This is a genomic window from Chryseobacterium sp. WG23, from assembly GCF_024586575.1.
Classification (GTDB): Bacteria; Bacteroidota; Bacteroidia; order Flavobacteriales; family Weeksellaceae; genus Chryseobacterium.
Map to the genome: position 1 here is coordinate 65,939 of NZ_JALCZE010000018.1, position 20,349 is coordinate 86,287.

Consider the following 20,349-nt stretch of genomic DNA (forward strand, 5'->3'; position numbering starts at 1 on the left):
AGAAGGGATTCTGAACCTAAAAAACTTTCCGGAGAGTATAAGCTCACTCCGGAAGAATTGGTAGGTTTCATAATCAATACTGCAGTCTTCAGGAGTTGTTGACCTTGTCACTGCCTAAGTATGTGGAGTACATTTACATTCCTTCTGATAAGTTTGAAACCAGGGACAGGAAATTACTGAAAAGTGCAGTATTGGAAATTCCTTCCATTTTCAGTGATAAGATTTATGGAGTGATCATCAGGTTTTTACCTAAAGATCTGCAGATTCACTACAAAATAAAAGTAAAAAGGACTGCATTCCAAATTGAACTCACTAAGGAAAAAACATATGTAAACAATCAGGGAATTGATAAAATAATAGAGCAGCTGCTTGAAAAAGCAGAGCAAATTTTGTATCCGTTACAGATTTCGCTAAAGAAAAATGGAGGGCTTACCAACATTATCAATCATGAAGAAATAGTAAAACGCTGGAAAACTGAAAGACTATTATCAGTCTGAAACAACAGATCAGATATTTGAAAAAATGGATGAGATGTATGCTGATATTAATCTGAAGAAAGACTGGTTTGACAGAAGTATATTTTATAAGTTATTTTTTCTACCTGTTTATCAGGAGTACCCACAATTTTTGAAACATAATTTCCTGCAAATTTATTTTTCAGGGCTGTCTCAGGATGAGAGAGCAATATCAGAAGAGCATTAAAAAAAGAAAGAAGGTTAAAAATAGATCATAACACCTGTAGCTCTTTAAAAACATCAATAACAGCCTCAATGAGCCCTTTTTCTATGGCTGGATTTGAAGCGTTATCAGGAACGATAGCCCGTAAATTACCCTCATCATCCCGCTCAAAGACTACATCGGTACCATTGATATTGACATAAAGTTTATAACCATAGGTAAATGTGGCAAGGCGTCCGGTAAAAAGAAGGTCTTTGCCTTTATAGGTTACCGGTATTTCTAAATCATGTTCCATGAGTGTGAGTTTCTATATATTCTAAATACCGGGCAAAGGTCGGAAATCTTACCCTGAAATTATAATTTAAATAATAATTTTTTAGAATATGGAAAAAAACGTTTTCATCCTTTCAATCAATGGTAAACCGTTCATCGAATGATAAGATTAACTAATATTTCCTGATCTGGACTGAAGATACTTGCTTTATTTTTACCCTTTTTCCTACTTTTTTCAGCAGTCCCGTTTCTGCATTTCGTCTGAATACAAATGCATCTCCGCTTTGAGCATTCGTCACAATTAAGAATTTTCCGGTTTCATCAATAGCAAATACTCTTGGATGTTTCCCTTTGGTTGGCTGATAGCCTACGGTTTTTAGTTTTCCGTCATTTTGAATTGAAAATATGGCGATATTATTTTCAACGCCACGATTGGAAGCATATAAATAAAGCCCGTCAGGAGAAATATGAACGTCAGAACTTTCAAAATCTTCTTTAAATTTTTCAGAATGAGTATCTATTCTCTGAATAGGAGTCAGCTTTCCCTGAGCGTACGAATATACACTTACAGCACCACCCATTTCTTCAATACAATAAGCATATTTTCCGTTCGGATGGAAGGTGAAATGTCTTGGTCCGCTTCCTGAAACAGTCTGTGTAAAAGGAGGCTCTGCAGGAACTAAAGGCTCATTTTTCTCATTTTCAAATCGATAACTTCTGATTTTATCCGCTCCCAGATCAGGAAGGAAAACATAATCAAAATCTGGCGAAAAAACAGTAGAATGAATATGAGAACGTTCCTGTCTTCCGGGATTGATACTGCCTTCCAAAAATTGAAAATTCTGAACACCCGGCTGTATACTTCCATTTTCTAAAACCGGATAAACAGAAACACTTCCTTCTGTATAATTTCCATTAATTAACCATTTTCCATTTTGGTGAGCCATTACATACACCGGGTTTTCGCCGCCGCTTTTCTGACTGTTTATAAAAGTCAGCTTTTTATCTGAAGGATTAAATGCAAAACTGCTTACACTGCCCGCATTTTTTGTTTTGCTTTCCGTACACGCAAAAACATATTTTCCATTGGGAGATAAAGTCAGAAAAGACGGATTTAAAATACCTTTAACGGAGGTTACTTTTGATAATTTCCCCTTGATGGTATCCAGTTCATATACATAAATTCCCTCAGCGGTTTTATCACGGTTAAACGAACCGAAAAACACATACGTATTTTGTGAATATAATTTTGTAAAGGCTAAAATTATAAAGACTAAGCTTAGGGTCTTCTTCAAGGGTATAAATAATTTTTAGATAATTTAAGGCAGTACCGCCGATAGATTGCAAATCTACATATTTAGGTTGGCTTGACGGCATATTTCTTTATGAAAATGAGTGTAACTCTAATGTTTTATTCGTAGTTAAGAATTTTCAGTCATTTCGTTTTTATTGCTCTAGGAAAACCATTATATTTCCCGGTATAAAGATCACCTTAGCAGATAAGTAAAAGAGAAGCTTTTATGAAGACTGCGAACGCAGTTCAGCCAGGGTAAGTTTTACGGTAAACTTTACCGTGCAAATAAAATTCGAAAGCTAAATGATAAATTTTGTTAAAAGATATTACACTATAATATTTGCTATTTTAACTATAGCAATGATCTTTTACCAATATCATTTTATAAGAAAATTTAAAAGTTCTTATAAGCAAGATGGCCTTTATGCAATTGGTACAATAAAAAAAATTAATGGTTATGGAAGAGGGACTGGTTTCAATTTTATATACACTTTTATTGTAAACGGAAAGAAATTTACATCAGTATGTGATATTGGAGATTTATCGTTTTCAACTGCACAGAAAGAAGTAGATAAAAAATGTTTAATTATATATTTGAATAATGATGTTCATAACAATAGACTTTATCCAAGTATTCCTTTAAATGATTCTCTAAATAATGATATTAAAATACGAAAGTGGATTGATAGTAATTCTAAGGTCAAATCTAAAATAGATCCAGTTCCTTCACCAGGTTATTTTTTGCAAAATTATTTTTAGAAATATTTAAAAATAGTTTTCAACTCTGTTACTCTAATGATTTTCTTGAAGTGAATCAATACTATTCCCTAAAATCAATGCCTACAATATTTAAAAATAGCCCCACCAGGAATCGAACCTGGATCTAAAGTTTAGGAAACTTCTATTCTATCCATTGAACTATGGGGCCTTTGGAGTCGTAAAGATACATATTATTTAAATCTGTTTTAATGATTTGAAGATGGCAGAATGGAAATTGGTATTGGTTTATCCAACAAAAAAATAAAAGAACCCGCTCTTTAGGAGCGGGATTCAGTAGATAAATACATCTCATTTTTTTAATTAGACAACAATAAAAAGCACAGCCGACAATGCTGTGCTTAAATTTTTATTTCAAATTTAATTGCAATTTCAATAGTAGTAAGAAAAGCAAATAAAGTTTCCACTTCGATTATTATTACATAGTAAATGTACAAATAATTCTCATACGAAATATGAACTTAATGTTAAAATTCACAAGTTATCCACAATTTTTTGTGGATAAGTGTGGTTGTGCAGATTTTTCGACTCACAGAAGAAGGGAGATAAAAAAAACAGAGAGCTCGGTGGCTCTCTGTTTTATAGTTAGTTTTCAAGTTTTTCCTTGATATATTTTGCAGTATAAGACTTCTTATTTTTTGCTAAATCTTCCGGGGTTCCGGCGAATACCACCTCACCACCATGTTTTCCGGCTTCAGGGCCGATATCGATAATATGGTCGGCACATTTGATAATATCCGGCTGGTGTTCAATAACGATCACAGAATGTCCAAGATCAATCAGTGCCTGCAGAGATTTCAAGAGTTTCTGAATATCATGGAAATGAAGCCCTGTAGAAGGCTCATCAAAAATAAATAGGGTTTTATCTGTTGTAACGCCTTTAACAAGGAATGATGCCAGTTTTACACGCTGTGCTTCACCACCGGAAAGGGTAGAAGAACTCTGCCCCAGCTGCAGGTAGCCCAGTCCAACCTCCTGTAAAGGTCTCAGTTTGGTGACAATTTTTTCTTCATTATTATCTTTAAAGAATTCCAATGCTTCATCTACTGTCATATGAAGGATATCAGAAATATTCTTTTCATCAAATCTCACTTCAAGGATCTCATTTTTGAAACGTGTCCCTTTACAAACCTCACATTCCAGTTCAATATCAGCCATAAACTGCATAGAAACATTGATTACCCCTTCACCCTTACATTCATCACATCTTCCGCCATCTACGTTAAATGAGAAATGTTTAGGTTTATAACCCATCATTTTGGAGATTTTCTGCTTGGCAAAAAGATCACGAATATCATCATATGCTTTCAGATAAGTTACAGGGTTGGAACGGGAAGACTTTCCGATCGGGTTCTGGTCGATCAGTTCAATATTTTTAATCAGTTTTTTAGGGAATTCTACAGAATCATAATCACCTTTTTTACCACCCATTCCTAACTGGATCTGGATATCATTGGTAAGGATTTCTTTCATCAAAGTAGACTTTCCGCTTCCTGAAACTCCCGAGATCACAACCAGGCTTTCCAAAGGAACATCTACATCAATATTTTTAAGGTTGTTCTGGCGTGCCCCTTTGATATGAATCCATTCCTTGGCCTTTCTGCGTTTTTCAGGAACTTCTATTTTCAATCTTCCGGTAAGATATTTTGACGTCAGTGTGTCAGCGTTTTTCAGATCTTTGTAATCGCCTGCAAATACAAGCTCTCCACCAAGATAACCAGCTTCCGGACCTATATCTATAATATAATCGGCGGTTCTCATTACATCTTCATCATGCTCTACCACAATAACCGTATTTCCTAAATCACGAAGGTTTTTCAATACCTCGATCAGGTTTTCCGTATCTTTAGAATGAAGACCGATAGAAGGTTCATCCAGGATATAGATAGACCCTACTAAAGAACTTCCCAAGCTTGTGGCAAGATTAATTCTCTGACTTTCACCACCGGAAAGTGTATTGGAGGTTCTGTTTAAAGTTAAATATCCTAAACCAACCTTTAATAAAAATTCCAGACGGGTCGTGATTTCATATAACAGTCTTTTTGCTACTTCCTGATCATGTTCAGACAACTGTAATCCGTTAATTAAAGGTGCCAGCTCATCCAAAGGAAGTTCAATCATCGATTGGATGTTATGTCCGTCTACTTTTACCCAGCTGGTTTCCTCACGAAGCCTTAACCCTTCGCAGGTATGGCATAAGGTTTTTCCTCTGTAGCGGGAAAGCATCACACGGTATTGTATTTTATACAGGTTTTCCTCAAGCATCTTGAAGAAATTATTGATAGAAGGGAAGCTGCTCTTTCCGTCACCTTTCCAAAGGAAGTTTTTCTGTTCCTTTGTTAATTGATGATAAGGCTTATGAATAGGGAAGTCGCCTGCCTTTTTTATGAAATCTTTTTTCCATTCGCTCATGGATTCCCCTCTCCAGCATACTACGGCATCTTCATAGATGGATAACGTTTTATTGGGTACCACAAGATCGTCATCAATTCCGATTACTTTTCCATAGCCTTCACAAGCGGGACATGCCCCATAAGGATTATTGAAGCTGAAAAAATGAACATTGGGTTCCAAAAACTCTATCCCATCCAGTTCAAATTTATTGGAAAATTCTTTTACCACTCCCGTATCCGGATTTTTCAGCGCACAATATCCACGGCCTTCATAAAAAGCCATCTGGATAGAATCGGCAAGTCGCTGTAAGAAACTTTCGTCTTCCTCATAAGAAAAACGGTCAATCACAAGATTGATGATCATTCCTTTTTCAGGGATAAATCCGAAACTCTCCAAATCTTCTATTCCCGCTACATTTCCGTTTATTTCAAGTCTTGTGAAACCGGCTAGTTTTAAAATATTCAGTGTTTCTTTAAAATTATCTGCATCGTATTCCAAGGGTGCAGTCAATAAAAAAGGAGTGTCTTTTTTTGATGCTTTAATAAAATCTACCACATCAGAAACAGAATCCTTTTTCACTTCCTCCCCGGAAACCGGAGAAAAAGTTTTCCCGATCCTTGCAAACAGAAGCTTCATATAATCGTAGATCTCAGTAGATGTTCCTACTGTAGACCGTGGATTGGAAGAAATTACCTTCTGCTGGATGGCAATGGAAGGAGCCAGCCCTTTAATATCATCAATTTTAGGTTTTTCCAGTTTTCCTAAAAACTGTCGTGCATAAGAACTTAAACTTTCTACATATCTTCTCTGTCCCTCTGCATAGATTGTATCAAAAGCCAAAGATGATTTACCGCTTCCCGAAACTCCCGTAATCACGATCAGTTTGTTTTTAGGAATCAGAACATCTATATGTTTCAGATTGTTAAGATGTGCATTCTTAACGAAAATCTGTTTTTTTATATCTATTTCTGTAGTATTAGCCATATTTTGTTTATTCATATAGAGTATATTCTGACTGGAAGGTATCGCCAGCCAGTGTGATTGTTTTGTTTCCGTAGCTAATATTTACATTTGCCACAACTTTATTTTCTGATTGGGTTTTGACTTTAGTCATTCTTTCCTGATCATCATAAGAAAATGTTTCCACATAACCGGGCTCTTTACCATCAAATAATGTAATTCTCTCAGCAAGTAAGCCATTTTGATAACTGTATTTAAAAACAAGTGAGCTGGTACTGATAGAAGTGTTTTTATCTGGATTGTATGAAGATTTTACCATTTGTTTTATTCTGTGGTCTTCATCATAATCATATTGCCCATCTTCTGCTTTATTTCCATTGTAAGTAAGAATATAGTTTGTGAGAAGATTGTTTGTATAAGAATACCTTTTTTCTATAGAGGTTCCCGTATTTTTAAAAGAATCTGATAGAATATTGCCATCTGTATCATATGAAAAAGAATTAAGGCTTGTTGATAACTTGCCCTTAGAAGAAATATATTCACCGGATATTACAGCCACTTTTCCTTTAGCATTATATTCATAGGTGATTACACTCTTTTCCCCAGCATACTTTTCAATTTTTTTTACCAATTTCCCCTTTTCATATATATATTCATATTCTTTCCCCTTTCCCGTTATTTTTGAAATATTATTTTTTAAGTCGTAAAATATCTCACTTTTATCTGTGGGAAGGTCAAGAGATGATTGCTCAAAAGAAATGATTCTATTGTCTGCTACAGCAATTTTATATTCATCCTTTCTTGTTGGTTTATTTGATGTTTCTGTTATATCACTGGCGAAAAGTATATTTCCTTGAGGATCAAATTTCTTAAGTTCAATAATAGTCTCATTTTCTTCTCCTTTTGTTTTTATGTATGATTCTTTAATCTTTTGTTTTCCAATAATCAAATTAATGAGCTCATCCTTTTCTATCATATCTTCTGCAGGATTAGATATCTTAGGATCTGGATAAGTAAACTGAGCATTTACATAAATGCCTATAAAAAATATAGAAAAAAATAATGTTTTCATTGTAAATTTAAGACCCACAAAATTACGAATTTTTAGTGAAAATTCTATGCTTGTTCTGTTTTCAAAATAAATAGCAGAATAAGTGAAAAAAAGTGTTTTGAAAGCTAAATAATGCACTGATAAAAAGAAATTAGAGGCTTTTTTGCTGCATTTACTTTTTTAGAATATTTATTTTTCATTGTATTTTAAGGAATTTTATGATTTTGATTATGTTTTTTTACGCAAGTATTGTTTTATGTTTAAAAATTATTTAAAATTGTATTCATAAATATGTAATATAGAGATGAGGAAATTATTCAGAGATCTGGTTACACATTTAATGAGAAAAAGATAGAAAAAATTACTCCCTCAACACAAGATGCAGCACCCCATGCTGCATCTTTTTTTATGACAAGTATCATTTGTCTGTCTTAGTGAACTCCCTTACTTTTGGAATCTGTTATAAAAGAAAATTACGGATACGTTATGATCAAAAAGATAGGAAGTGCTTTTTTTCTGGGATCTCTGCTTTGGGTACAGGCACAGGAAAAGACAACAGATATTGAAAGCATTGAATTTCAGGGGAAATTTATCTCTACACCTTATAAAAATGCCAATCAGAATATCAGTGTCATCACCAAAGAAGATATTGCTCATTCTCCGGCCAGAAGTATTGATGAAATTCTTCAGCAGGTTTCAGGAATGGATATCAGAAGGAGGGGAGCCAACGGGGTGCAGAGTGATATAGGCTTCCGTGGAAGTTCTTTTGAACAGGTCTTACTATTGCTGAACGGGATCAGAATGAATGATTCCCAAACCGGGCACAACAATATGAATATTCCGGTAGATTTAGCAGATGTAGAAAAAATAGAAGTTATCAAAGGTCCTGCTGCCAGACGATTTGGTCAGAATGCCTATGCGGGGGTAATTAATATCATCACTAAAGTAATCCCAGGAAAGCGAGTGAAAATCAATGCAGATGGGGGAGATTATGAAACGTATGGCCTCGGTTTCAATGCTCAGTTGGGAAATGAAAAATTTTCAAGCGCCTTTCAGGCAAATTCTGCTTCTTCACAGGGATATATGTACAATACTGATTATGAAATCAGGAATGTATTTTACCAGGGCCGGATGGGGATTAAAAACGGAGATCTTAAACTTCAGGCAGGTTTTTCTGAGAAAAAGTTCGGAGCTAATGGATTTTATGCTTCTAAAAGCGCTACAGAACAGTATGAAGAAACCCAGGCATCCATTGTAAGTTTGGCCCATCAGCAAACTTTCGGAAAGTTGAAGCTTAATTCTAATGTATATTGGAGAAGAGGGCAGGATATGTACCTTTATAACAGGCAGAATCCCTCTTTTTACAGGAATATGCATATTGGAAATAATATAGGAGGAGAGGTGAATTCCAGTTATCAGTGGGGGCTGGGAACAACCGGAGTTGGCGTGGAACTGAGGAAAGAATTTTTGGTAAGCAGTAATTTGGGTAACCCCAACCGTTTTGTGTCCCAGGTTTTCTTTGAACATCATTTTTCATTACTCGATAAAAAGCTGAATATCAGTCCGGGAATTTCATGGGCTAATTACTCCAAAGAAGGCAATTTTTTCTATCCGGGACTTGATGTAGGCTATAATTTCGATGCGAATAATAAAATCTACGGAAATATTGCAAAAGTACACCGTATTCCAACATTTACTGAGCTTTATTACGTAAGCCCAACCGAACATGGTAATATCAATTTGCAGCCTGAAAATGCCGTTTCCTCAGAAATTGGATATCAGTTTCAAAACAGTAAAATTCTTGCGAAAATCAGTGGATTTATGAGGAATTCCGATAATTCTATCGATTGGGTTAAAAATACGTTCAATGATAAGGTCTGGTATGCCCAAAATGTTGGTGAAATTAAAATAAAAGGTATAGAGGCTGAAGTAAATCATAAGGTAAATGATTGGTTGAGATATTCGGTTGGATATACTTTCCTGGATAGTAAATACAAAGAAAATAATGAGTTTGTTTCAAGGTATATTCTTGATAATCTGAAACATCAGGTGGTAGCCAGACTGGAGACGAAATTCCTTAAAAACTTTACGAATGAGCTTGTGTACAGATATAATGAAAGAGAAAATCTGGGAACCTATAATCTGCTGGATGAAAAATTAAGTTTTGCCCAAAAGGACTTTTCAGTCTATGTTCTGATCAATAATGTGACCAATACAAATTATACTGAAGCCTTTGGAGTAGAAATGCCCCAAAGATGGTTCCACATTGGGTTTTCATACACTATTGATATTAAGTAGCTGTTAATTTAATATGAATTAAAGTTAATATTAACAAATTGTTAAAAAATATACATTTGCAAAAATTTTTTTATGAAACTTTTTTTAAGTCTGAGTTTACTTTTGAGTATGACATTATATAAAGCCCAGGAACATCTTTCCAGCTTCAATGCTGTGACTTTAACCTATAAGTTTCATCCAAAATTTTTCATATATGCAGAAGGGCAGCTTCGTGGCAATGAAGACTATACTTACCCCGACTATTATGAAATAAAAGGTGGACTGGGATATAATCTTACCAAAAACCATAAACCTTTTGTAGGGCTTGGGAGATATGTCAATTATAAAGACCATAGCCTGAGCAGAGAAGAGTTCAGGGTATGGCTTCAGGATGTAATCGACTTTAAAAAAGGTATCGTAAAATTTGAAAACCGTTTCCGTGTTGAAAAAAGCTGGTTTTATGAACCGCAGATAGACAAAACCTCTCAAAGGATGCGTTACCGCTACCGTTTGAATGTCAGTGTCCCTTTAAATGCTAAAACAATAAAGAAAGGAACTGTTTTTGCCAATGTCTATGACGAAATTTTCCTTGTATCACCTATGAAGCCTACTTTCGCCAGAAACAGGGTATATGGAGGGTTCGGCTATCAGATCGATGAATACTTTGGAATTCTAACCGGATATCTTTGGCAGCGTGAATTTGAAGCCAAAGGAAATAAAAACTTACATTTCATCTACCTTGCCTTGAATATCAATATTGACGGTACGGATCATCACGTGAAGACGTACGACTTCCCGGGTGCTGATTAATATTTCTCTATCAGGTAATGATAGGCTTTCAGATATTTATTAAACCTTTTGATATCCTTAGGACTAAGCTCCCTGTTTACTCTTCTGAGGTCCATATTGTCGCGAAGGTCATTTAACTTTACAGCAACAGCCAGCGGTGATCTTTCGGTCCTTTTCACAAATTCGTCGTAATCTTCTTCCGGATCAAACTTGGTAAGACAGCTGATCGCGAAAATGATATATTCCGGAAAACCTTCGGTTCTTAAATAATCCAGACTGAACTCCACCGGATGGTCTTCTACGACATCGTGCAGTACACCCACTATTTTTTCATCCAGTGTTTTACCATACTCCATAACCCGCATCACATGAGCTATGTAAGGAGCATGATACTTATCCGTTTGTCCTTTGTGTGCTTTGGTCGCTATTTTTATAGCTTTATGTAATAAATCTTCTTTTGTCATTTTTTCTAAAAAATAGAGTGCAAAAATAAAAAATGCCCTAAAAAGATAAGACATTTTGTTGATATTATTTCAGATGTTTTTTATAAATCTGTTTCATCATCTAAAGAGGCATGGGGAGCATTGTTTTTTACGGATTCTATTCCGTTTTCCATACCGTTTTCAGATTCATACATCTGGCTTGATCCTATGATCTGTCCGTTTCCAGCTTTAAGATTAAAATAACATCTGTCATCTTTAGCCTTATTTCTTTCATATTTTGTGTCATCCTGAGAATGGGTTCTCACAGATTCAACTCCTTTTTCACAGGAAGATTTTGAGCTGTATCCCTGGCTCGTTAAGATCACCTGTCCGTTTCCTGCTTTAAGGTTAAATTGAAATTCACTGTTTGTTCTCTTTGAAATAACGAATTTTCCCATATGTTTTTATTTTGAGTTATTAGTTTATAAGGCTGTACAAAAGCTGAGTGAAACGCTATAAACACTTTAGTTTATTAAACTTAAGCGTTCAAGAAACGCTGTAACTTTTATGGTTAAAATAAAAAGTGTAAACAAGTTCTGTTAATAAAATTAGGAAAAAATATTGAATTCCGGAGTTTTCTGAAATTCGTTTGCTCTTTTATACTTTGTAATTAAACATAAAAACGCCCCAAAAATGGGACGTTTTAAAATCAAATTTATGTTATAAAGACTAATAAGCTCCTTTTTCGATATAATGAGCCGCTACTTTTTCAGTTAGGGCCACTACATTTGGATGGTTAGCATATTTTGTAAATCTTCTTAACCCTGAAAGCATCATTCTCTGTTCATCACCTTCAGCAAAAGAAATAATTCCTTCTTTAGCGGCTACGATGATTTTCTCAACAGCCTTGTAAAGGTTTAACTGAGCCATTGCAGCTTCTACAGAATCAGGAGAGAAGTGTTTCTCAGCTCTCAATACAGCAGATTCAGCCATGTAGATCTGGTTAAGAATTTCAGAAGCATTTAATAATAAATGCTGTTGTTTCTCAATATCCATCATGTATTTCTGAAGAGCAGCTCCGGAAACCATTAAGAACACTTTCTTAAGGTTTGCGATAATTGATTTTTCCTCACTCATAAATTCTGAATAATCAGGAACTTCAAATGAAGGGATTCCCATCAACTCTTTACTGATAGCCATTGCAGGAGATAAAAGGTCTAATTCACCTTTCATCGCTCTTTTAATAAGCATTCCTACCGCTAATAATCTGTTGATCTCATTCGTTCCTTCATAGATTCTTGAAATTCTTGAGTCTCTCCATGCAGATTCCATTGGGGTGTCTTCAGAGAATCCCATTCCTCCATACACCTGGATACCTTCATCAGCAGTGTGCTGGGCAAGGTCGGAAACGAATACTTTAAGGATTGAACATTCTACAGCGAATTCTTCAACACCTTTTAGCTCAGCTGCCTGATGATCCATTCCGCCAGCTACCAACTCATCAATTTTATCCTGAATATCTTTTGCTCCTCTGTAAGAACCAGCCTCACTTACGAAAACACCGGTAGCCATTTCTGCAATTTTCTTTCTGATCGCCCCGAACGTTGAAATAGAAACTCCAAATTGCTTTCTCTCGTTAGAATACTGGATAGAGTGGTTTAAAATTCTTCTCTGTGCATCTAAACAAGCTGCTGCTAATTTGATACGGCCAACGTTAAGCGCATTTAAAGCAATTTTAAAACCGTTATTTCTTTCCCCTAAAAGATTTTCTACAGGAATCTTCATATCATTGAAGAATACCTGACGGGTAGAAGAGGCGCGGATACCCAGCTTATGTTCTTCTTCACCGAAAGTTAAGCTTTCAGGATTCTCAAGCTCTGAACGGTTGATTACAAAACCTGTGATATTTTTATCATCATCAATTTTAGCGAATAGTGTGAATGTATCTGCAAATCCTGCATTGGAGATCCACATTTTCTGACCATTGATGATATAGTGTTTTCCGTCTTCGGAAAGTTTAGCTCTTGTTTTTCCTGAGTTAGCATCAGAACCTGCATCAGGCTCTGTTAAACAGTAAGCCCCGAATTTTGTTCCTGTTGCCAGGTCCGGAAGGTATTTTTTCTTTTGCTCTTCCGTTCCGTAAAGAACGATAGGAAGTGTTCCGATACCTGTATGAGCTCCGTAAGCTGTTGCTAACGATCCTGTAGTTCCAGAAAGATAGTCGCAGGCAAGCATAGTGGTTACAAAGCCCATTCCCAAGCCTCCGTACTCTTCAGGAACAGCAATTCCCAACATTCCCATATCTCCAAGTTTACGCATTGTTTCTTCCGTAAATGCATAATCTTTCTTTTCAAAACGCTCTTTTTGAGGAACCACTTCTCTGTCTATAAATTCTTTTGCAGAATCACGAAGCATTTTTTGTTCTTCGTTCAGTTCTTCAATACTGAAAATTTCGCTTGCAGGAATTTGTTTGATTAGGAATTCCCCGCCTTTTAATGTAGCCATATATTATTTTATTTTTTAAGATTAAAGAACAAAGAGAAAAGAATAAAGACTTTATGATATTAAATTTTTTGAAAGCCAGAAATCATTCTCTGTAGTTCTGTGATTTTATTTTCTATTTGTTCAGTTGTAGAAAACTCAAAATAATTTCTATTAACTGAAATAATAAGTTGAGTTTGCAATTCGTAAAGAGAGCCGAGACTTATTTCTAAAAAACGATTAAAATCTTTAGTTGAACTCCGGCTTGAGCCTTCAGCAATATTTGAAGCGACAGAAACTGCGCATCTCCTAATTTGAGACTTTAATCCGAATTCTTCATTTCTTGGAAAGGTATCCGTGATTACATAAATTTCATCAGCTAATTCTATGGATAGTTTCCAGATATTGAGATGTTTGAAATTATGTTTCATTAAAGTCTTTACTCTTTATTCTTTACTCTTTTAATCTATAACAATTCGAAAATTGAAGCTGCCCCTTGTCCTGTTCCTACACACATAGAAACCATTCCGTATTTGTTGCCACGCTTTCTCATTTCGTCTAAAAGCTGAACAGTAAGTTTGGTACCTGTACATCCCAGTGGATGCCCAAGAGCAATAGCCCCTCCGTTTACATTTAAAATATCAGGGTTTAAGCCTAATTCTTTTTTAATAGCAACAGACTGAGAAGCGAAAGCTTCATTAAGTTCAATCAAGTCGATATCTTTTAATTCTAAACCTGCCTGTTTTAAAGCTTTTGGAATCGCATAAATAGGTCCCATTCCCATGATTCTCGGCTCAAGTCCCGCAGCCGCATAAGCTACCAGTCTTGCCTCCGGCTCCAGGCCCAATTCTTTGACCATTTCTTCACTCATTACCATTACAAAAGCAGCTCCGTCACTCATCTGAGAAGAGTTTCCGGCAGTTACACTACCTCCGTTGGCAAATACAGGTCTTAATTTTGATAACCCTTCAAAAGAAGTGTCTTTTCTTGGACCTTCGTCTACAGAGAAATCAAACTTTTTAGTCTGCATTTTCTGATTTTCATCAAGGAAATTATATTCTACTGGGATAGGAACAATCTGATTGGCAAATTTACCTTCCTGATTAGCCTTTAAAGCTTTCACATGAGATTCAAAAGCAAACTGATCCTGCTCTTCTCTTGTGATATTATATTGCTTGGCTACTTCTTCAGCGGTGTAACCCATTCCCCAGTAGTAATCAGGGTTAGTCTTTGCAATATCCGTTTCAGGAACCGGTTTGTAACCTCCCATTGGAATATAAGACATAGATTCTGTACCACCGGCAATAATACAGTCAGCCATTCCGGCCTGAATTTTTGCCGAAGCAATAGCGATAGCCTCACTTCCTGAAGCACAATATCTATTGACCGTTACTCCCGGAACTTTGTCTGTATTTAATCCCATTAAAGAGATCAGACGTGCCACGTTAAGCCCTTGTTCAGCTTCCGGCATAGCATTCCCAACAATAAGGTCATCAATTCTGTTTTTATCTAATTGTGGAAGCTCAGCCATTAATTTTTCAATAACGGTAGCTGCCATGACGTCAGGTCTTGTGAATCTTAAACTTCCTTTTGGAGCTTTTCCAACGGCAGATCTAAAACCCTTTACTATATATGCTTGTTTCATTTTTTTGTTTAATTAATTTGTTTTTGAAATTTTTTTGCCTCGTAGAGATAAACTGTTCATAGCTGTTTATTTGTCTTCGTATTTTTTGTGGAGCTCCGTAGGAGCGACCTGTTAATCTTCAATCCATTCAAATAGGTATTTTGGATCATATTCAATTTCGAATTTTGACATCAGATTCAGATACTCTTCTCTAAAAGTTTTCTTTTTATGATGCTCCTCCTGGTTTAAAATATATTTCAATACCGGATCAATACTGCTTTTAGAATAAGAAAACGCTCCGTATCCTTCCTGCCAATTGAATTTTCCATTTATCCATCCTTTTTCATTAATGAATTTTGAAGAGCCTGCTTTAATATCTCTTACTAAATCTGAAACTGACATTGTCGGATTCATACTTACAAGAATGTGAACATGGTCAGGCATTGCAAAAACTGCGAATAATTTTTGATTTCTATTGGAAACAATACCTGTAATAAATTGATGTAATTCTTCTCTGTTTTCTTTCGAAATCAGGTTTTGTCTTCCTTTAACAGCGAAAACAATTTGAATATAAATTTGTGTGTATGTGTTTGCCATAAAAACTAACAGGTCGCCTCTACGAGGCTCTGCAAAAATTGTAAATTATTCATATAGCTATTAACAGCCTGCTCCTACGGAGCCGCCCATTAATTTCTCAACGGTTTACCATTTTGTAACATGTACTGGATTCTTTCAAGGGTTTTTCTTTCTCCGCAAAGTTGAAGGAAGGTTTCTCTTTCAAGGTTCAGTAAGTATTGTTCGGTAACTACTGTTGGTTCAGATAGATTTCCACCTACCATTACATTAGCCAGCTTATCTGCAATTTTCTTGTCGTGAGCAGAAATATAGTTTCCGGCAAGCATCTGGTCTGTTCCTACGTAGAACATTCCTAATGCGTCCCTACCCAATACTTTTACTCTTTGCTCAATAGGCTGGGTATACCCTTGTTCAGCGAGTAGTTTTGCTACTTTTTTAGCCTCTGCTATCTGTCTGTTTTTGCTTACAGAAACAATATCTTTACCTTTTTCAAGAATTCCCATATCGTAAGCTTCGTAAGCTGAAGTGGCTACTTTACCCATAGCAATGTTCATGAAAGCTTCACGAAGTCTGTTGTTTTTAACATCATCGCTATGGAATTCTCTTGAAGTTCTCAGGGTAAGTTCTTTTGTACCACCCCCTCCAGGAATTACACCCACTCCGGTTTCTACCAGTCCGATGTACGTTTCTGCTGCGGCAACCACTCGGTCTGCGTGCATGGTCATTTCACAACCACCTCCTAAAGTCATTCCGTGGGGAGCAACTACTACAGGAATAGAAGAGTATCTTACTCTCATCATTGTTTTCTGGAAGTAGGCGATCGCCATATTTAGATCATCCCAATCCTGCTCAATAGCCATCATAAGGATCATAGCAAGGTTAGCTCCTACAGAGAAATTTGTTCCCTGATTTCCTACCACTAATCCGTCATATTCTTTTTCTGCTAAATCAATAGCTCTGTTTAATCCATCGAGAACTTCGCCTCCAAGAGAGTTCATTTTTGAACGGATCTCGAAGTTGATGATTCCGTCTCCCAAATCTTCAATAGCAGCACCCGAGTTACTCCAGATTGTTTTATTCTTTCTGATATTATCTAAGATGATGAAAGCATCCTGACCAGGGATCTTGTTGTATTCTCCTGAATTTTTATCAACGTAAATACTTTGTCCTTCATCATTTACTTTATAGAAAGTTTCTACATTTTTCACCCAGTCTGAAACTTCGTATCCAGCATCTTTTGCCAGTTCAATACCCTTTGCAACGCCTACGGCATCCCAGATTTCAAATGGTCCGTTTTCCCATCCGAAACCAGCTCTCATGGCATCATCAATTTTGTAAACCTCGTCAGAAATTTCAGGAACTTTATGTGAAACGTAGGCGAATAGTGCCCCTAAAGATTTTCTGTACAATTCCCCTGCTTTATCTTTACCACCGATCAATACTTTAAATCTGTCAATAGGTTTGTCGATCGCTTTTGTAAGCTCAAGGGTAGGGAATGAAGATTTTCCCTGAAGCTCATATTCTAAAGTATCAAGGTTTAATCCGTGAATTTCAGATTTACCTTCAGCATTTTTTACTTTTTTGTAGAATCCCTGTTCTGTTTTTGATCCTAACCATTTATTATCCATCATTTTCTGGATATAACCCGGAAGAGCAAATACATCATTGAAATCGTTAGCTTCAGCACCGCTTTGACGAACTCCGTTGGCTACCATTACCAATGTATCAAGACCTACTACATCAGCGGTTCTGAATGTTGCAGATTTAGGACGTCCAATGACAGGACCTGTCAATTTATCTACATCAGAAACCGTTAATCCTAATTTCTGTACATTATGAAGAAGATCCATCATAGAAAATACACCGATTCTGTTGGCGATGAAAGCCGGAGTATCTTTGGCTAAAACAGTCGTTTTACCTAAGAATTTTGCTCCGTAGTTCATATAGAAATCTATAATCTCAGGATCTGTATCGTTAGTAGGGATAATTTCTAAAAGAGGAAGATATCTCACCGGATTAAAGAAGTGTGTTCCTGCAAAATATTTTTTGAAATCCTCACTTCTTCCTTCTGTTAAGAAATGGATCGGAATACCGGATGTATTAGAAGAAATTAATGTACCCGGCTTTCTGAACTGTTCAATCTTTTCATATACTGATTTCTTGATATCAAGTTTTTCTACCACTACTTCAATGATCCAGTCTGTATTTTTTATTTTCTGTAGATCATCATCGAAGTTTCCTACTTTAATTCTATCTGCAAACTTTGGAGAATAAAGAAGTGCAGGACTTGCTTTTTTCAGTTTTTCAAAGTTTTCGGTAGCAATTCTGTTTCTTACTACTTTGTCATCTTTGGTCAAACCTTTTTTCTGCTCAGCTTCAGTCAGTTCAAAAGGAACAATATCCAAAAGTGACACTTCAACACCGATATTGGCGAAGTGAGCCGCGATACCGCTTCCCATAATTCCTGAACCAAGAACCGTTACATGTTTGATTCTTCTTTTCATATGTAAATTTTTATTTTTAATAAGGTCGTATGTAACCATACGGTTTCATTATAATTTATTTTCTGTTGTTTAATAATTCGTTGGCTATCTTCATGATTTCAGTCATCACATCTTTAAAAGTATCCAGCTTCTCGGGAGCAATTTTTTCCATCACCTTTTTATTAAAGTTGACCACTACTTCCTTAGACATATTTCTGGAATTTAACCCTTTATCTGTAAGTTTAATAATGACCTCTCTTTTATCAGTGGTTGTCTTTTCCTTATAGATATATCCGTTATCTTCTAAAAGTTTGATGATTCTCGTTAAAGAGGTGGGCTCTATGGCCATCTTAGGGCCAAGATTCGTACTTCGGGTTCCTTCTTTGGGATCTATCTTAAGAAGGGTGAGGGCTTGTACTGCTGTAGAATCATGTTCCTGAGCTAATTCTGTGTACATTTTTGAAACAGCCAGCCAGGTCTGCTTCAAAATTAAATCTACGTTTTCTATTTTATCTTTGTCCATCATTTTTGCGCTAATGGTTTTACCCAAATTTAGTAAATATTATGCATGCATAGTATTTATTAACGTTAAATTTTGTTAATAATCTGATAATAAGCGGATTAAATTGTATGATTAGCATAATACTATGCATGCATAGTATATGAAATAAATAACAAAAACTAAGTATTAATGAATGTTTTCAACGAAATTGATGATTTCTTCAAAGGATTGATATTGTTGTTTGGTGTTATTCTTAGTAATTATCCAAAAATGGTTCTGAAGCTCAAAATGAAATGAAGAAAGATCTTTTTGGAAGTTTTTTTGAAGCAGAGAATATAACATTTCTTTATAAACCTGGGGTGCCGAGATATGAGGAGCTATAAAATTCTCACTCATTTGAAATAAAGAAGTAGTAGTCAGTTCCTCATTCTGAAGCAGAATATCTTCTACAATTCCCGAATATAACTGATAGTTCTTGATATACCATATTTTATCTGCAAATTCTTTTGCCAGCCTCCAGTCGTGAGAAGAAAACAGGATAAGTTTATTCTGTTCTTTAGCCAGCTTTCTAAGGGTTTTAAGAATGATAATCTTATTTTTTTCATCAAGATGAGTAGTAGGCTCATCCAAAATAATAATAGGGGAGTTCTGCGTTATAGCCCGCCCGATAAAAGCTTTCTGAAGATTACCATCCGAAAGATTTTTAAGAAGGGTATGTCGATATTGGGTTAACTCTAATTCTTCTATAATGTGAGCGACTTCGTTCCGGTCTTCTTCTTTTAATTCAAAATAAAAAGGATAGTAAATATATTTTCCCAACGAAATAAGGTCTTCAACCGTATAATGCTGTGGGACAACCGATTTTGAAAAAACAACAGCAATCTGCTCAGCAATTTCTTTTACCGAAAACTTTTTTACATTTTTACCATTAATTAATATTTCTCCACTCTGTAAAGAAATCTGATGGAGAATAGATTTGATTAATGTTGTTTTCCCAACCCCGTTATTACCAATCAACAGACATACATCGCCAAGCTTAATCTCTGCATTAGCATTTGATATTAAAGTAGTATGGTAACCGATGTTAGCTTGTTTGATTTGTAGATGCATATTTGAGATGGTTAAACGCAAGGCGCGAAATATCTTACAAAAATACTGTTTTTAAGGCGCAAAGAATTTGACTTTGCCAGTTTTTTATACTTTTTATAATTTATAAATGATTGACGACTCTTGTTACTCCATCTTTGAAAACACCAGATTGGAAGTTAAGTAATAAACCTAATTTGCAATTTGCCATCTTTAAATAGGTTAAAAGTTGAGCTTTATGGGTAGGGTTTATATAATCAACTGTTTTTATTTCTAAAATCAATTTATTTTCAATGATAATATCTAACCTGAAAGCATTCTCGATTCTTAAATCTTCATAAACAATGGGGAGCAATTTTTGTTTTTCTACTAAAAGTCCTGCTTTAGTTAGTTCATAAAACATGCATTCTTCATATACATGTTCAAATAATCCTGCTCCAAGTTTTTTATGAATTTTTAAACCCATATCAAAAACAATTCTTGATAATTCATTTTCTGTCATTTGTGGTATTTTAAATAAATATATGAATTGTTGGGTAAACGCAAAGGCGCAAGGGGGGCTCCTGAATTACGTATATTTTAAGGCGCAAGAAAATCAAAGATTTTCAGGAAATACTTTTGGTATCGATTAGTATATAAAAACTACCATTTTAGCAATGTGGGATTTAATTTTATCGGAGAT

At 35.5% G+C, this 20,349-nt stretch carries 19 protein-coding genes and 1 tRNA gene; 5 read left to right on the forward strand and 15 right to left on the reverse strand.

Annotation, left to right across the window (positions count from 1 at the left end; translation table 11 throughout):
* The first annotated feature begins 122 nt into the window (after window positions 1–122).
* Together MP477_RS22170 and MP477_RS22175 are read left to right on the forward strand one after the other, a co-directional pair.
* Window positions 123–497 carry a hypothetical protein gene (locus tag MP477_RS22170; RefSeq protein WP_257192210.1) on the forward strand — a complete coding sequence of 125 codons (375 nt, stop codon included), beginning with the start codon at window positions 123–125 and terminating at the stop codon, window positions 495–497.
* A 25-nt stretch (window positions 498–522) separates the two neighbouring features.
* Window positions 523–702 (forward strand): hypothetical protein, encoded by a 180-nt coding sequence (locus MP477_RS22175; RefSeq protein ID WP_257192211.1) that lies wholly within the window; start codon window positions 523–525, stop codon window positions 700–702.
* 25 nt (window positions 703–727) lie between these two features.
* Here MP477_RS22175 and MP477_RS22180 read toward each other — a convergent pair whose 3' ends face one another.
* Together MP477_RS22180 and MP477_RS22185 are read right to left on the reverse strand one after the other, a co-directional pair.
* Window positions 728–973, reverse strand: a complete 246-nt coding sequence (locus MP477_RS22180; RefSeq protein ID WP_257192212.1) for a hypothetical protein — start codon at window positions 971–973, stop codon at window positions 728–730.
* A 151-nt stretch (window positions 974–1,124) separates the two neighbouring features.
* Window positions 1,125–2,246: a lactonase family protein gene (locus tag MP477_RS22185; protein ID WP_306552804.1), complete on the reverse strand. Its 1,122-nt coding sequence runs from the start codon at window positions 2,244–2,246 to the stop codon at window positions 1,125–1,127.
* A 302-nt stretch (window positions 2,247–2,548) separates the two neighbouring features.
* On the opposite strand from MP477_RS22185, the gene MP477_RS22190 reads away from it, so the two are divergent.
* The gene (locus MP477_RS22190) at window positions 2,549–3,004 is read left to right on the forward strand and encodes a hypothetical protein (protein WP_257192213.1); all 456 of its coding nucleotides are present in this window, start codon (window positions 2,549–2,551) and stop codon (window positions 3,002–3,004) included.
* A 97-nt stretch (window positions 3,005–3,101) separates the two neighbouring features.
* Here the strand turns inward: MP477_RS22190 and MP477_RS22195 are convergent.
* The 3 genes from MP477_RS22195 to MP477_RS22205 form a co-directional block, all read right to left on the reverse strand.
* Window positions 3,102–3,173, reverse strand: a tRNA-Arg gene (locus MP477_RS22195).
* A 434-nt stretch (window positions 3,174–3,607) separates the two neighbouring features.
* A complete protein-coding gene (uvrA, locus tag MP477_RS22200) occupies window positions 3,608–6,400 on the reverse strand; it encodes an excinuclease ABC subunit UvrA (RefSeq protein WP_257192225.1) in 2,793 nt (930 codons plus the stop codon).
* A 7-nt stretch (window positions 6,401–6,407) separates the two neighbouring features.
* Window positions 6,408–7,448, reverse strand: a complete 1,041-nt coding sequence (locus tag MP477_RS22205; RefSeq protein ID WP_257192214.1) for a hypothetical protein — start codon at window positions 7,446–7,448, stop codon at window positions 6,408–6,410.
* Window positions 7,449–7,913: 465 nt separating this feature from the next.
* On the opposite strand from MP477_RS22205, the gene MP477_RS22210 reads away from it, so the two are divergent.
* Both MP477_RS22210 and MP477_RS22215 read left to right on the forward strand, forming a co-directional pair.
* On the forward strand, window positions 7,914–9,725 hold the full coding sequence (locus tag MP477_RS22210; protein WP_257192215.1) for a TonB-dependent siderophore receptor: 1,812 nt from the start codon (window positions 7,914–7,916) through the stop codon (window positions 9,723–9,725).
* A gap of 72 nt (window positions 9,726–9,797) precedes the next feature.
* Window positions 9,798–10,514 (forward strand): DUF2490 domain-containing protein, encoded by a 717-nt coding sequence (locus MP477_RS22215; RefSeq protein ID WP_257192216.1) that lies wholly within the window; start codon window positions 9,798–9,800, stop codon window positions 10,512–10,514.
* On the opposite strand, the gene MP477_RS22220 is transcribed toward MP477_RS22215, so the two are convergent.
* From MP477_RS22220 to MP477_RS22265, 10 genes are all read right to left on the reverse strand, one after another.
* Window positions 10,511–10,957 (reverse strand): phosphohydrolase, encoded by a 447-nt coding sequence (locus tag MP477_RS22220; protein WP_230036739.1) that lies wholly within the window; start codon window positions 10,955–10,957, stop codon window positions 10,511–10,513. The genes MP477_RS22215 and MP477_RS22220 overlap by 4 nt on opposite strands.
* A gap of 80 nt (window positions 10,958–11,037) precedes the next feature.
* Window positions 11,038–11,373 carry a YegP family protein gene (locus MP477_RS22225; protein ID WP_230036737.1) on the reverse strand — a complete coding sequence of 112 codons (336 nt, stop codon included), beginning with the start codon at window positions 11,371–11,373 and terminating at the stop codon, window positions 11,038–11,040.
* Between the two features lie 271 nt (window positions 11,374–11,644).
* On the reverse strand, window positions 11,645–13,420 hold the full coding sequence (locus MP477_RS22230) for an acyl-CoA dehydrogenase family protein (protein WP_257192217.1): 1,776 nt from the start codon (window positions 13,418–13,420) through the stop codon (window positions 11,645–11,647).
* A 59-nt stretch (window positions 13,421–13,479) separates the two neighbouring features.
* A complete protein-coding gene (locus MP477_RS22235) occupies window positions 13,480–13,827 on the reverse strand; it encodes a four helix bundle protein (protein WP_257192218.1) in 348 nt (115 codons plus the stop codon).
* Between the two features lie 35 nt (window positions 13,828–13,862).
* Window positions 13,863–15,041: an acetyl-CoA C-acyltransferase gene (locus MP477_RS22240; protein ID WP_230036732.1), complete on the reverse strand. Its 1,179-nt coding sequence runs from the start codon at window positions 15,039–15,041 to the stop codon at window positions 13,863–13,865.
* Window positions 15,042–15,152: 111 nt separating this feature from the next.
* Window positions 15,153–15,617 carry an IS200/IS605 family transposase gene (tnpA, locus tag MP477_RS22245; protein WP_230036730.1) on the reverse strand — a complete coding sequence of 155 codons (465 nt, stop codon included), beginning with the start codon at window positions 15,615–15,617 and terminating at the stop codon, window positions 15,153–15,155.
* Between the two features lie 89 nt (window positions 15,618–15,706).
* Window positions 15,707–18,100 (reverse strand): 3-hydroxyacyl-CoA dehydrogenase/enoyl-CoA hydratase family protein, encoded by a 2,394-nt coding sequence (locus MP477_RS22250; RefSeq protein WP_257192220.1) that lies wholly within the window; start codon window positions 18,098–18,100, stop codon window positions 15,707–15,709.
* A gap of 55 nt (window positions 18,101–18,155) precedes the next feature.
* Window positions 18,156–18,605, reverse strand: coding sequence for a MarR family winged helix-turn-helix transcriptional regulator (locus MP477_RS22255; RefSeq protein ID WP_373567445.1), 450 nt, complete (start codon window positions 18,603–18,605; stop codon window positions 18,156–18,158).
* A gap of 162 nt (window positions 18,606–18,767) precedes the next feature.
* Complete coding sequence (locus MP477_RS22260) at window positions 18,768–19,691, reverse strand: ABC transporter ATP-binding protein (protein WP_257192221.1); 924 nt, start codon at window positions 19,689–19,691, stop codon at window positions 18,768–18,770.
* A 100-nt stretch (window positions 19,692–19,791) separates the two neighbouring features.
* Window positions 19,792–20,169, reverse strand: coding sequence for a GxxExxY protein (locus tag MP477_RS22265; protein ID WP_257192222.1), 378 nt, complete (start codon window positions 20,167–20,169; stop codon window positions 19,792–19,794).
* Between the last annotated feature and the right edge of the window lie 180 nt (window positions 20,170–20,349).

Coding starts and splice junctions, on each gene's coding strand:
- MP477_RS22175 (WP_257192211.1), top strand. CDS start 523: ATGGATGAGATGTATGCTGATATTAATCTGAAGAAAGACTGGTTTGAC.
- MP477_RS22180 (WP_257192212.1), bottom strand. CDS start 973: ATGGAACATGATTTAGAAATACCGGTAACCTATAAAGGCAAAGACCTT.
- MP477_RS22190 (WP_257192213.1), top strand. CDS start 2,549: ATGATAAATTTTGTTAAAAGATATTACACTATAATATTTGCTATTTTA.
- uvrA (WP_257192225.1), bottom strand. CDS start 6,400: ATGGCTAATACTACAGAAATAGATATAAAAAAACAGATTTTCGTTAAG.
- MP477_RS22205 (WP_257192214.1), bottom strand. CDS start 7,448: ATGAAAACATTATTTTTTTCTATATTTTTTATAGGCATTTATGTAAAT.
- MP477_RS22210 (WP_257192215.1), top strand. CDS start 7,914: ATGATCAAAAAGATAGGAAGTGCTTTTTTTCTGGGATCTCTGCTTTGG.
- MP477_RS22215 (WP_257192216.1), top strand. CDS start 9,798: ATGAAACTTTTTTTAAGTCTGAGTTTACTTTTGAGTATGACATTATAT.
- MP477_RS22220 (WP_230036739.1), bottom strand. CDS start 10,957: ATGACAAAAGAAGATTTATTACATAAAGCTATAAAAATAGCGACCAAA.
- MP477_RS22225 (WP_230036737.1), bottom strand. CDS start 11,373: ATGGGAAAATTCGTTATTTCAAAGAGAACAAACAGTGAATTTCAATTT.
- MP477_RS22230 (WP_257192217.1), bottom strand. CDS start 13,420: ATGGCTACATTAAAAGGCGGGGAATTCCTAATCAAACAAATTCCTGCA.
- MP477_RS22235 (WP_257192218.1), bottom strand. CDS start 13,827: ATGAAACATAATTTCAAACATCTCAATATCTGGAAACTATCCATAGAA.
- MP477_RS22240 (WP_230036732.1), bottom strand. CDS start 15,041: ATGAAACAAGCATATATAGTAAAGGGTTTTAGATCTGCCGTTGGAAAA.
- tnpA (WP_230036730.1), bottom strand. CDS start 15,617: ATGGCAAACACATACACACAAATTTATATTCAAATTGTTTTCGCTGTT.
- MP477_RS22250 (WP_257192220.1), bottom strand. CDS start 18,100: ATGAAAAGAAGAATCAAACATGTAACGGTTCTTGGTTCAGGAATTATG.
- MP477_RS22255 (WP_373567445.1), bottom strand. CDS start 18,605: ATGATGGACAAAGATAAAATAGAAAACGTAGATTTAATTTTGAAGCAG.
- MP477_RS22260 (WP_257192221.1), bottom strand. CDS start 19,691: ATGCATCTACAAATCAAACAAGCTAACATCGGTTACCATACTACTTTA.
- MP477_RS22265 (WP_257192222.1), bottom strand. CDS start 20,169: ATGACAGAAAATGAATTATCAAGAATTGTTTTTGATATGGGTTTAAAA.